The organism is Fibrobacter sp. UWH6 (genome assembly GCF_900142465.1).
Taxonomy (GTDB): Bacteria; Fibrobacterota; Fibrobacteria; order Fibrobacterales; family Fibrobacteraceae; genus Fibrobacter.
Genome location: NZ_FRAX01000004.1, coordinates 22,921 through 35,477 on the forward strand (window position 1 = coordinate 22,921; position 12,557 = coordinate 35,477).

The 12,557-nt window shown below is 48.7% G+C and carries 13 protein-coding genes; 11 read left to right on the plus strand and 2 right to left on the minus strand.

All coding sequences use genetic code 11. The features are described 5' to 3' along the window. Nucleotides 1-82: 82 nt before the first annotated feature. Nucleotides 83-604, plus strand: a complete 522-nt coding sequence (locus tag BUB73_RS04845) for a nitroreductase family protein (protein ID WP_073235172.1) — start codon at nucleotides 83-85, stop codon at nucleotides 602-604. On the opposite strand, the gene BUB73_RS04850 is transcribed toward BUB73_RS04845, so the two are convergent. Beyond that, on the minus strand, nucleotides 601-1,833 hold the full coding sequence (locus BUB73_RS04850; protein WP_158535414.1) for a phosphotransferase: 1,233 nt from the start codon (nucleotides 1,831-1,833) through the stop codon (nucleotides 601-603). The genes BUB73_RS04845 and BUB73_RS04850 overlap by 4 nt on opposite strands. Nucleotides 1,834-1,925: 92 nt before the next feature. Beyond that, nucleotides 1,926-2,465 (minus strand): beta-class carbonic anhydrase, encoded by a 540-nt coding sequence (locus tag BUB73_RS04855; protein ID WP_073235177.1) that lies wholly within the window; start codon nucleotides 2,463-2,465, stop codon nucleotides 1,926-1,928. Between the two features lie 128 nt (nucleotides 2,466-2,593). Here BUB73_RS04855 and purB point away from each other — a divergent pair, with 128 nt between their 5' ends. From purB to BUB73_RS04910, 10 genes are all read left to right on the plus strand, one after another. Further along, nucleotides 2,594-4,036 carry an adenylosuccinate lyase gene (gene purB / locus BUB73_RS04860; RefSeq protein ID WP_073284021.1) on the plus strand — a complete coding sequence of 481 codons (1,443 nt, stop codon included), beginning with the start codon at nucleotides 2,594-2,596 and terminating at the stop codon, nucleotides 4,034-4,036. A 568-nt stretch (nucleotides 4,037-4,604) separates the two neighbouring features. Then, nucleotides 4,605-4,868, plus strand: a complete 264-nt coding sequence (locus BUB73_RS04870; RefSeq protein ID WP_073284027.1) for a hypothetical protein — start codon at nucleotides 4,605-4,607, stop codon at nucleotides 4,866-4,868. Nucleotides 4,869-4,916: 48 nt separating this feature from the next. After that, nucleotides 4,917-6,107 carry an iron-containing alcohol dehydrogenase gene (locus tag BUB73_RS04875; protein ID WP_073284030.1) on the plus strand — a complete coding sequence of 397 codons (1,191 nt, stop codon included), beginning with the start codon at nucleotides 4,917-4,919 and terminating at the stop codon, nucleotides 6,105-6,107. 9 nt (nucleotides 6,108-6,116) lie between these two features. After that, complete coding sequence (locus BUB73_RS04880; RefSeq protein ID WP_073284032.1) at nucleotides 6,117-6,533, plus strand: YunG family protein; 417 nt, start codon at nucleotides 6,117-6,119, stop codon at nucleotides 6,531-6,533. Nucleotides 6,534-6,649: 116 nt separating this feature from the next. Further along, nucleotides 6,650-8,386 (plus strand): DNA/RNA helicase domain-containing protein, encoded by a 1,737-nt coding sequence (locus tag BUB73_RS04885; RefSeq protein ID WP_073284035.1) that lies wholly within the window; start codon nucleotides 6,650-6,652, stop codon nucleotides 8,384-8,386. Between the two features lie 50 nt (nucleotides 8,387-8,436). After that, the gene (gene dapB / locus BUB73_RS04890; protein ID WP_073284038.1) at nucleotides 8,437-9,267 is read left to right on the plus strand and encodes a dihydrodipicolinate reductase; all 831 of its coding nucleotides are present in this window, start codon (nucleotides 8,437-8,439) and stop codon (nucleotides 9,265-9,267) included. 124 nt (nucleotides 9,268-9,391) lie between these two features. Then, nucleotides 9,392-10,408, plus strand: a complete 1,017-nt coding sequence (locus BUB73_RS04895; protein WP_073160606.1) for an ABC transporter permease subunit — start codon at nucleotides 9,392-9,394, stop codon at nucleotides 10,406-10,408. A 47-nt stretch (nucleotides 10,409-10,455) separates the two neighbouring features. Then, complete coding sequence (locus tag BUB73_RS04900) at nucleotides 10,456-11,469, plus strand: aminoglycoside phosphotransferase family protein (RefSeq protein WP_073160608.1); 1,014 nt, start codon at nucleotides 10,456-10,458, stop codon at nucleotides 11,467-11,469. A gap of 3 nt (nucleotides 11,470-11,472) precedes the next feature. Further along, entirely contained in the window at nucleotides 11,473-11,898 is a 426-nt protein-coding gene (locus BUB73_RS04905; protein ID WP_073160610.1) for a PTS sugar transporter subunit IIA, read from the plus strand. Nucleotides 11,899-12,060: 162 nt separating this feature from the next. Then, nucleotides 12,061-12,492 (plus strand): ArsR/SmtB family transcription factor, encoded by a 432-nt coding sequence (locus BUB73_RS04910; protein ID WP_073235204.1) that lies wholly within the window; start codon nucleotides 12,061-12,063, stop codon nucleotides 12,490-12,492. The last annotated feature ends 65 nt before the right edge of the window (nucleotides 12,493-12,557 follow it).

The window sequence follows — 12,557 nt, forward strand, 5'->3', positions numbered from 1 at the left end:
AAAAATGCTATTCCAAATGCGATTAAAGGCTGATAATTAGAAGAAAAAGGTTATATTCACCAAAAAAAGAGAGGTTTCTTCTATGGAATTTTTGGATTTGGTGAAAAATCGCTACAGTTGCCGCAAATTTTGTGACAAGAATGTTGAAGAAGAAAAGCTTCTGCAGATTTTGGAAGCTGGGCGTCTGGCTCCTACGGCGATGAATCATCAACCATTGAAGATTTTCGTTGTAAAGTCTGCCCAGTCGCTGGAAAAACTCCGCGGAATTACCCGCATGGCCTACAACGCCCCGGTTGTTCTTATGGTTTGTTACGACAAGGACTTGTGTTACCGCGCCCTAAATTACAACGACGAACACGAATGCGGCGATATGGATGCCAGCATTGTAACCACGACAATGATGATGCAGGCCACGGAACTGGGTCTGAATACTTTGTGGGCACGAGGATTCAATGCCGTGGAAATTGCACGGGCTTTTGAATTGCCTGAAAATTTGAAGTTGAGCTGCCTATTGGATATCGGCTATGCCGATCCTGCAGAAGGTGGCCCCAGCCCCCGCCATTCCGTTCGAAAGGGAATGGAAGAGCTGGTTTCCGAAATTTAGTTCTGGAGCAAGGCGTCAACCTGCTTGAACAGGCCGGCGATCATTTCGGGCTTGATGGCTAACAGGGTTTCAATCCTGGAAGTCAGCATGGCGATACTTTCGGGTCTGGGTTCGGGTGCCGCATTGACTCTTGCCGCAATGCTGGGGAGAACCTTGATCAACATACCGATCTGGGCTGCCTTGATTAGCAGTTCAGCGGTCTGGGGATTGAACTTGTCTCCCAGGTAGCTCTTGATAAATGCGGGCCAAACCTTTGAAGCCGTGGCTTCGTCGGTTCCCATGAATTGCCAGGGCTGCATCTGGGGGTTGTTCTTGAGAAGGGTGTCCAGCATGCACATGCTGCTGAACTCAAAGATGGGGTGGCCCACTCTGACGTCGCCCATGTCAATCAGTTCAATTTCACCATTGCGGATCAAGGTGTTCTTGGGGTGGAAATCACCGTGGAGCAATGTGGACGGGTCGGGAATGGCGGCGATTGTATCCAGGATTTGCTGGAACTGTTCCTCGTTGACCCACTTTCTGACGTGTTCCATTTCGCCGATAATAAATTCCTTGAAACTCTGGAATTCGTTGTTCTTTACGACGGTGGCGTGAATGCTGCGGGCCAAGTCCGCAATCTGCTGGATACGCTGGTCAAATTCTTCGGGATGCTCGGTAATGTAGGAACCCACGGTCTGGGCGTCTAGCATTTCATAAACCACGCCCATATCATTGCCAACCTTGACGATGTCGTAGCTGATGGCTGTGGGCATGCCGTAGACAAATGCCTTGCGGGCGTTTTCCTGTTCGCGCTTGATGATGTCAATGGAGTTGGCGCCTTCAACCCTGTAGACCTTGACAATGGAATCTTCGCTCAGACGATAGACTGTGCCATAAGCGCCGCGGCCGATTTCCGGACAACCCTCGATACTTACGCATCGATAGGCCTTTTGAACGTCCAGAATTTCTGTAAAACCAGTCACTTCGAAGATGTCGTACACTTCGCTGGTAACGTTGATGACTGTAACTGTGGGAATTTTCTTTTTAAGCTTGAGAAGGATACGCAGACCTGCAGAAGAAATGTATTCCAGTTTTTCTGCGTCAATGGTGGCGGCTGTAGGGGAGTTGTCTCCGAGTAGTTCCATCACCTGCTTTTCTGCATCGCCTGCGTTGGATGAATCAACCTTACCGGATAGGATAATGCTGAGATTGTTATTCTCGATTTTCCCGTCAATATTTACAACAGTCATGATTTTCTCCTTCAAAATCATTAGATGTCAATAATATAACCTCAGATTTTGAAAAAAGAGAAAATTGACTTAAATCGACGTTTTGGGGTGCGTTAAAGTGATTTTAGCGCACCTGTTTCGGATTCCATGATGTATCCTCGGACCACGATATCCTTGGGAACCAGGGGATGGTTCTTTACTAAGTCTACGGTTTCGAGAACTGCTGCTTCCGTATCTTCAAATCCGTGCAGCCAGGAATCCAGATCGATACCGCAATGGCGCATGAGGCTGATGTGCTCTTCGTCTACACCACGTTCCTTCATCAGGTGGAGCATTTCCTGGGCGTCCATGCCCTGCACGCCGCAGCCGGTGTGGCCGATAATCATGATTTCGTTGACGCCCAGCTCGTAGATGGCTACCAGCAGGCTTCGGACGGTACTATCGAAAGGATTGGTAATGGTGCCGCCGGCATTCTTGATCATCTTCACGTCACCGTTCTTGATGCCTAGCGCTGCAGGGAGCAGTTCCACTAGGCGTGTGTCCATGCAGGTGACGATGGCAATCTTCTTGTCGGGATATTTACTGGTGGCGAATTTCTCGTAGCCCTTGTTGGCTACAAATTCCTTGTTATAGGCGAGCATTTCCTGAATCATGATGAAACTCCGTGTTTTTACGAGGGGAAAGATAATCATTTTGATTCGTTATCTCATTTTTACACTTTCCGTCTTCCGTCTAAATTTCTAGATTTGACTTGTTAAAAACTTAAACCAAGGACATCAAAATGCGTGACCAATTCGAAAGCCCGCTGATTCAGCGTTATGCTTCTAAGGAAATGAGTTTCATCTTCAGCCCGCAGTACAAGTTCCAGACTTGGCGCAAGCTGTGGATCTACCTGGCCGAATCCGAAAAGGAACTTGGCCTGCCCATTACCCAGGAACAGGTGGACGAACTGAAGGCTCACGCAACAGACATCAACTTTGACGTTGCCGAAGAAGAAGAAAAGCGCCGCCGTCACGACGTGATGAGCCACGTTTACGCTTACGGTGTGCAGTGCCCCAAGGCTAAGGGCATCATCCACCTGGGTGCAACTTCCGCTTTCGTTGGCGACAACACTGACCTCATCCAGATGCAGCAGGCTTTGATCATCGTCCGTAAGCGCCTCTGCCGCGTGATGGATAAGCTTTCCAAGTTCGCCATGGAATACAAGGACATGGCTCAGCTGGGTGCAACTCACTTCCAGGCTGCTCAGCTCACCACCGTTGGTAAGCGCGCTTGCCTCTGGCTCCAGGATTTGCTCATCGACCTGGAAGAAGTCAACTTCCTCATCGAAGTTCTTCCGTTCCGCGGCGTAAAGGGCACCACCGGTACCCAGGCTTCCTTCATGGACCTGTTCAACGGCGACGAAGAAAAGATCATGGAACTGGACCGCCGCGTTACCGCCAAGGCTGGCTTCAAGCGCGTGCTCACCATCACCGGCCAGACCTACACCCGTAAGTGGGACAACCGCGTGAACCAGGTGCTTAGCTCCATCGCTCAGTCCCTCCATAAGTTTGCAACCGACATGCGCCTCATGCAGGGCGTTAAGGAAGTGGAAGAACCGTTCGAAAAGACTCAGATCGGTTCCTCTGCCATGGCTTACAAGCGTAACCCCATGCGTTCCGAACGTATCTGCTCTCTCGCTCGTTTCGTCATGGCCCAGGTGAACAGCACCGCTATCACTCAGGCTACCCAGTGGTTCGAACGTACTCTGGACGACTCCGCCAACAAGCGTCTCGCCATTCCTGAAGCATTCCTCGCTATGGATGCAATGCTCATCATCGCTGAAAACGTCACGAACGGCCTCGTGGTTTACCCGAAGGTTATCGAAAAGCGTATCATGGCAGAACTTCCGTTCATGGCTACCGAAAACATCATCATGGAAGGCGTGAAGAATGGCGGCGACCGTCAGGAACTCCACGAAGAAATCCGCGTGATGTCTCAGGAAGCTGGCCGCGTCGTTAAGGAACAGGGTAAGGATAATGACCTTCTCGAACGCGTTCTCAAGAACGAAAAGCTCCAGAAGCTGGGCATCACCGAAGAAAAGCTGAAGGAAATTCTCGACCTGAAGAAGTTCGTCGGTCGCGCTCCTGGCCAGGTTGTGAAGTTCGTTACCGAAGAAGTTCGCCCGGCTATCGACGCTATTGCTGATTGGGATAATATCGACGCCGGCGAACTGAAGGTTTAATTTTGTCCTATAGCCTGCGCGATACTGCGTTGCTCGCCCTCTCACGTACGATTAGTACGCTACGAGGGCTCGCGCCTTGTCTCGCTTGACTCTAGAACAAAATTGAATGCCTGGTTCTAAAGCGAAATTTGATTCAGATGTAATCCCTTCGACAAGCTCAGGGCAGGCTCTGAGCGTTAGCGAAGGATCTAGCAACTTTTAAAGTGCGGCTCCTATGGGGTCGCATTTCTTGTATTTGTTTCGTTTTTTCGAATTTTTGGACTCCATTTTAATTGGTTTATCGGATTTGGAGTCTATATTTTTAGACAAACTAACGCGAAAATGGCGGATTACCGTGTTGTCTAAGTTTTGAATGGACTCCTTTTTTTCATTGTTGTCCATTTTGGAGCCTATTTTTGAACAAACTTTATTATGTTTGTTGAATACAAAGTAATGAAATGGGCTCCAAATTAGCTTGATTGGCCTATTTGGAGTCCATTTTTGCGGAAAATGGCTTTTGCGGCGGGTCACAGAGCTTATGAAGGAAAATTTTATAACCAGGAAACCTTGATTTAATTATTTTTTTGCAATGAATCAGTGGGCTTTGACAATGGTGATTGGCGGATTAGGTCTGTTCTTCTTGGTGATGACCTATGGTGCCTTGATTTCTAGCAAGAAAAGCGGACATTATTCGTCTGGGGTGCCTCTTGTTGGCGGTACCCTTATTGCCATAGCCTTTTTAATTTCGCCCATGAAATGGCTTGCTTTTTTGGGCCTGCTTGATTATGGTTTTTGGATGATCTTATCAAGTCTTGTGAAAAATTTTATTGCTGGTAGGAAATTGAGGAAATAGAAGTTTTTTAGCTTCATTGTTAGAAATGAAAACTTATATTTCCTTTCCATGAACAACTTTACTTTCTACAGTCCTACAGAATTTGTTTTCGGTCGTTCCACAGAATCCCAGGTAGGGGAGCTTTGCCTTAAGCATGGCGCTAGCCGCGTGATGATTATTTACGGTGGGGGCAGCGTGGTGCGCTCCGGTCTTTTGGACCGTGTGAAAAGTGCATTGACCGCTGCAGGAATTGCCTTTACAGAAATGGGTGGCGTGCAGCCGAACCCCATTGATACCAAGGTTCGCGAGGGCCTTGAAATTGCCCGCGAATTTAAGCCGGACATGTTGCTGCCGGTGGGTGGCGGTTCCGTTATCGATACGGCCAAGGCTATGGCTGTGGGTTACCATTACGAAGGTGACTTCTGGGATTTGTACGAAGTGGTAGGTAGCAAGAAGAAGGCGACGGGAACCCGTGCGCTGCCTATTGGCGTAGTGCTGACTATTCCTGCGGCTGGTTCCGAGGGTTCCGGCAATTCCGTCATTACCAATACCACCACCAAGGTGAAGGTGGGTATCCGCTATCCCATGATTCTTCGCCCGAAGTTTGCGGTGATGAATCCTGAATTGACTATGACTTTGCCGGAATGGCAGACAGCCAGCGGCGTCAGCGATATGATGGCCCACATTCTGGAACGTTACCTGAGCAACACTCCTGACGTGCAGATTGGCGACCGCCTTGCCGAGGGCATGCTCCTTGCCATTATGGAATGTGCAGAAAAGGTCATCGCAAATCCCGATGATTACGAAGCCCGCGCTAACATCATGTGGAGCGCTACTATCGCCCATAACGATACTTGTTCCATCGGCCGCGTGGAAGACTGGAACAGCCACGCCATGGAACATGAAATTTCTGCAGAGTACGATGTGACTCACGGCGCAGGCCTTGCGGTGATTTTCCCGGCGTTCCTGCAGTACGGTGCCAAGCACAATCCTCACAAGATTGCCCAGCTGGGTCATCGCGTGTTAGGCGTTGCGAACTCCGGCGACGAAGCTGCCGACGCTATGGCGGGTGCTCTTGCCCTCAAGACTTGGTTCCACGACAAGTTGCATATGCCTGTGACTTTTGCTCAGCTGGGGGTGGAAAATCCCAACCTGGAATTGCTCAACGAACGCCTTCATAAGTTGAAGGGGGAGGTTCTTAAGGGCTATATGGATTTGGATGCCGCAGCTACTATGGAAATTTACAAGCTGGCCTTGTAAAGGTTTGCCATGTTGAATAAATCCTACAAGTTTTATGGTTGGGAAGGTGCTCCAGAAAAAGTGCGGCGCCTTTACGACCTGCTTTCCGGAATCTGGTGTGTTGAAACTTGCGCACCCCGCCTTCGTCAAAAATGGTCCTGCGAAAACAAAACCTGCGGACAGTGTTCTATTACGGCATTTTTAGTGCAAGATCTTTTGGGTGGGGATGTGTATGGCATTCTCCGGCCGGAAGGTGGTGTCCACTGCTATAATGTAATTGGAGATCGTGTTTTTGACTTGACCAGCGAACAGTTCGGCAGTGAAAAGCTTTGCTATGAGGGTAATGCATTGCAGTCTCGTGAGGTTCATTTTGCCAAGGAAGAAAAACGGCTTCGTTACGAGATGCTGAAATCTCGATTGTTAGAGGTTATTCCGGGGCATATTTAAAAGGGTTGCCTTCGCTTTTTAGGAATCATCCGTTCTGGATGATTCCTTTTCTATTTATTTAAAAGTATGCGTTTTTTATTTATGATATTATATTCCTTGTAAAGAAGGATTTTTTTATGTCTACTATTCGTAAGCGCTTGTCTACTGAATCTACCTCACGTTCCGAAATGGCCATTTTCGATATGGCCTCCTGCTTGGATGAAAAATGGAATGTGTGGATGAATGTTCACCTGAATTTTGCCGTGAGAGGCCGGGGTAATGATGTGGACCGCGAAGTGGACTGCATCCTTTACCACAAGAAGTATGGGATGCTCCTGATTGAATGCAAGGACGGCCAGATTTCTACGGAAGAGTCGCAGGGTTCCGAAAACGGTTTTATGTGGAAGCAGGGAAACCGCGTGATGGAACGTTCTCCCGTTCAACAAGTGCAGTCCTTGATTTATCCACTTCATGATCATTTTAGCGGTATGTTCCCCAAGGATGAAGGGGTTGGCTATCACCGGGTTCGTGTGCAGTGGGCCGTTTGTTTTGCGGATATGGATAGCGTTGGAAAAATTGGCAGCAATGCCATGCAACCTAAACGCGCGATTTTAAAGTCGGACCTGAAAAGCTACAATACTTTGGAACGTAAGGTCAAGAAAATCCTGGAAATGAAGGAAGAATCTCGGGGAGGAAATCCCTTCCCCAATGATGAACTTTCGGATGAAAATTTTGACAGGCTGGTTTCGTTCCTGGGTTGCTTTGATGAACCTTCCTGGCCGGAACTTTGGGATATGCAGGCAGAAGCCCGTGTGCGCCCGACGGAAATTCAGGAAATGCTGATGGAGTCCATTGTTCGTAACCCGCGCATGCGTATCGAGGGTGTGGCTGGTTCTGGAAAGTCGTTGTTGGTGCAGTGGGAGGCGACCCGCCTGGCTCGCGAAGGGAAGCGGGTTGTGGTTCTTTGCTACAATGATTTGCTGGCGGAACACATGCAGCAAAATTTTGTGGAGGCTGGCCTAGATGAATCGCAGGTGGTGATGTCTGGATTCCATAAGTTGGCGGCTAAATATGTGCGCCTGGCCAAGGTCAAGGGTGTTGCCCGCAAGGAACCGGATGATGCTAAGGAGAAGGCTGAATATTTTGAATCCATGTCGGTCTTCTTTAAGGAGGCTCTGGAAAAATTACGTGGCAAGAAGAATCGCTTTTTTGATGCCCTGATTATTGATGAAGGACAGGACTTTGCCAACGATTGGCTTGATACGGCTTTGCTTCTGTTGAAGGATCCAGAAAAGGGGATTGTGCGATTCTTCTATGATTCCAAACAGACTTTGTACAAAGGCCGCGAGGTTCTGGGGAATGCTGCCATTAATGCCATGCCTGTAATGGTTCTTAAGCGAGGCTTCCGCAGCACCAAGAAAATTTTGAACTGGGTTCATGACGTAACGGATATCCGTATCCCTTGTTACGAAGATACTGTGCCTGGCCGTGAGGTAGATGTTCGCCTATATGACAAGCCCGAAGACCAGATTGAAATGTTGCGGAAGGTGGTTCTGGATCTGAAAAAGAAGGGTGTCGAACCTAAGGACATTCTGGTTGTTTCATTGAGAAGCAAAAATCATTCCGGCCTGGCGTCGTTGAACGATGATGTATTCCAGTGGAGCGATGTGAGCGATTCTTTGAACAGTCTTGCCATAAACATGGTGTCGGCCTACCGCTATAAGGGCTTGGATAAGCGGGTGGTTATTTTGGCGGATCTAGAACCGTCCAAGAATGACCCTGGCGCGCCTCATAGCAATGCCAATCTGATTTTGGTGGGGGCTACCCGAGCCAAGGAACATCTGGTCGTTTTCAAACAGCGAAAGAATTTCTAAAAAAATATTTTTTCTATCTTGTCTCCTGTAAATAATTACAGGAGTTTTTTATGTCCGTTCAAGTAATGGTAAATGGTATTCCGGGTAACATGGGCAAGATCGTGGCCGAAACCTGCGTCAAGCGTGGCCTGGAACTGGTTCCCTATTCCCTCACTGGCGAAATCATCGTTGAAAATGAATCGGTCGTGGCTGGCAAGACCGTTCAGCTCTTGAAACCCAGCAACCGCGAAGAACGCATCGGTGAAGTTCTTGCTAAGTACCCCAACCTGATTTGCGTGGACTACACTCATCCCACCGCCGTGAACGACAACGCCGCTTTCTATGTCAAGCACAAGATTCCGTTTGTCATGGGCACCACCGGTGGTGACCGCGAAGCTTTGACCAAGCTTGTTGCCGAAGCTAATCACCCCAGCGTGATTGCTCCCAACATGAGCAAGCAGATTGTGGCCTTCCAGACCATGATCGAATGGCTGGCCAATGAATTCCCCACCGCATTCAGCGGCTACAAGCTTTCTGTGGTTGAAAGCCATCAGAAGACTAAGGCTGACACCAGTGGTACTGCACGCGCCGTGGTTGGCTCCTTCCAGAAGATGGGCTTTGAATACACTCCGGACGATATCGAAAAGGTTCGTGACGAAAAGAGCCAGATGGAACGTATGGGCGTGCCTGAAGAATACCTGGGCGGCCACGCATTCCACACCTATAGCCTGGACAGCGAAGACGGTACCGTCCACTTCGAATTCCAGCACAATGTGTGCGGCCGTAAGATTTACGCCGAAGGTACTGTGGACGCCGTGAACTTCCTGGCCGAACAGATTGCCGCTGGCACTGCAAAACCCTTCAACATGATGGACGTCCTCCGCTCCGGTAAGATGCGTTAATCAGCTTAAAGGTTAAAGGATAAAGTTTATAGAAGAATAATGCGAGGCTAAGCCTCGTTGATGAAGAGCGGCGTAGCCGCCTAGCTAAGTTCTTTAACCTTTCCGCTATCACCTCGTCGCTAATATGCGTTCTTATATCCTTCGACGTTTGCTGCTGATGATCCCGACTCTTATCGGGATTTCATTGGTGTGCTTTATCCTGATTCAGCTGTTGCCCGGTGGCCCGGTAGAAGAAATGATTTCCCGTGCCCAGCAGGCTGCTGCCATGAAGGGTGGGGTAGATGCGTCGAAGGCTCTTTCTCCAGATCAGATTGCCCAGATTCAGGCTTATTTCGGTTTCGACAAGCCGGCCTGGCAGCGGTACCTGACCTGGCTCTGGAACGTACTTCATTTGGATCTAGGGAACAGTTATACTTACGGTCTTCCTGTGTGGGACGTAATCACTAGCCGTTTCCCCATTTCTCTTTTCTTTGGTTTTACGTCATTCTTCTTAAGCTACTTGATTTGTATTCCGTTGGGACTGTGGAAAGCGGTTCATCATGGAAGCAAGTTGGATACCTTTAGCAGCGGCGTGATTTTTTCGGGCTATGTGATGCCCGGTTATGCCCTTGGTATTTTGCTGATTATCTTTTTGGCCGGCGGTTCTTACCTGGATATTTTCCCCCTGGGCGGTTTGACATCAGACGAATTTGAAGATTTCACGTTCTTCGAAAAGTTAGCGGATCTGGCTCACCATCTGGTGCTACCTATTTTCTGTTATATGATCAGTGAATTCGCCTTCTTGACCTTTCTCATGAAAAACTCCGCCTTGGAGGAGCTGGGCCGTGACTACATGCGAACTGCCCTGGCCAAGGGCATGAGTTTCAACCAGGCTCTGGTACGCCACGCTCTGCGCAACGCCTTGATTCCCATTGCCACCCGCCTGAGCGAAATCTGCACCCTTATGTTTGCCGGAGCGCTCTTGATCGAAAAAGTTTTTGATATCGATGGCATGGGATTGCTCTATTACAATTCCATGGTAAACCGTGACTACAATGTGGTTATGGGGATTATTTTCCTGAGCAGTCTAATGGCCATGGTGGGCCGCCTGTTCAGCGATATCCTTTATACTTTGGTAGACCCGAGAATTAAGTTCTCGTAATAAAGATTGCGGTACCTTGACCGCTAATTTTATATATATTCCGTACTATGAATAACGAAATTGTCTCTTCTGCAGTTAAAGATTTTCTTTTGGCTCACGGCTATGCCGCGGATTTTGAAATTACAACCATTGCCGGTGCCGGTTCGGGCCGCAAGTACTACCGCATTGCCAGTGGCGATAAGTCCTGTGTACTTCAGGTTTCCGCATCTGTAGATGACGACTTTAAGCGCTTTGTAGATTATTCCGCCGCCTTCCGTGAATTCGGTCTGCCGGTGCCTCGCGTGTATTTTGTGGACGAAGCAAGTTGCTCTGTGTTGCAGGAAGATCTGGGCGCACACAACCTGCTGGATGAAATTCTTCCGTCTGGTCAGAACAAATCCGGCAACGTCCGCATCCTGTATCCGGTGGTGATTGACGCTCTCGTCAAGTGGCAGGAAGTTTCTCGCTCCCTGTTCAGTTCCCGCTCCGACCTTTGGCTCCGTCGTTTTGACTTTGCCGCCCTCAAGTGGGAAACCGACTACTTTACCGAAAACTTCCTGAAGGCTCATAAGGGAATTCAGGAAATTCCTCAGTCGGTGTTGAACTTCTACTCTGTGCTGGCCATTTCTGTGGATGCTCAGCCCAAGGTACTTTTGCATCGCGACTTCCAGAGCCAGAACATTATGGTGAAGCCCGATTCTGAAGTTGCCTTCGTAGATTATCAGGGCGCCCGTCGCGGTTCCATGTTCTATGATCTGGCTAGCCTCCTGTGGGATCCTTACGTGAGCCTGTCTCTGAACGAAATCAAGGACTTCTTTGAATACTGGCGCACCATGTTCCGCGAAACCAAGACCTATACACAGGAAGATGCCTGGGAAGCCTTTATCCATGCAAGCCTCCAGCGCGTGATGCAGGCCATGGGTGCTTATTGCTTCCTCTCTAAGGTTAAGGGAATCCAGAAGTTTGAACAGTACATCGAACCGGGTAAGGCTCAGCTCCGCGTGCTGTTCGGTGAATTCAAGAAGATCGCCAAGGTCACCGAACCGGAAGTCTTCGAATTTATGGATAAGGCACTGGCATAGCCCATGGCTCTTGTTTATACAAAATTTTATGCAGCAGAAGAAACCTTTGGCCGAGCCTTGGGTTTCGCTTATGATGCTCTTGTACATGGTCCCTGCTCCTTTGATGCTAATGCGACATGGAAGGGGCTTGTGGATCGTGTGAAGCAGGGCGTGTATATGGGGGAGGGCTTGCTCTTGCCTCATACTCGTGTGCCGGGACTAGCTGAACCGTTGATGGCTTTCGTAGTTTGCCCCGAGGGTCTGACGGATGTTGAAATCCGCGGTGGTGAAAAGGCGAAGTTCATGTGCGTGCTGTTGTCTCCGGCGGAGTCTGCAATGGCCCATACCACTGTCATTGCCGACATGGCTCGTAAGATGCTGGACTCTGAATGGAAGACTAAGGCTTTGGCGGTTAAGACCGACGAAGAAATAAGGGCCTTGTTTGGATAGCTGGATTGTACAGCAAATTTTTAAAGGGACCGCGCCAAGGCGTGGTCTTTTTTTATGAAAAATAATGTGGACCACTTGCAGGGAAACGTGTAACTTTTTATATTGGTAGTTGAATGATTGTTCAACCGTTTGTTTGGTTGGACTGAGATCCTTGAGGTAACAATGGCTGAAATCGAATTAGAAGGAACCGACTGTAGCTGCATTCACGAAGAAGTGGTGAATGCTATTCGTCCTATGATGCCTGAGGATGAAAACCTTATGGATCTGGCGGATATCTTCAAGATTTTCAGTGATTTTACCCGCGTCAAGATTCTTTGCGCCTTGATGCGTGCCGAAGTCCATATGGCTTCCCACAAGAAAGGAATTAGCAAATGCCATGGGAATGACTGTCGCCCGGAAATGTGCGTCAGCGATATTTCGGTCTTGCTGAATATGACCAAGTCTTCCATTTCCCATCAGCTTCGAATTTTAAAACAGTCTAATCTGGTGAAGTGCCGTAAGGAAGGGAGCGTTGTCTATTACTCCCTGGCCGATGAACACGTTAAGATGATTTTCAATCAGGGCATGGCCCATGTCATGGAGGATGAAGATTAACGGCGAAGGCTGTTTTTCTTTCTCTTAAAGGTTGAAAGGTTGTTCAACTATTGAATCTTGAAAAG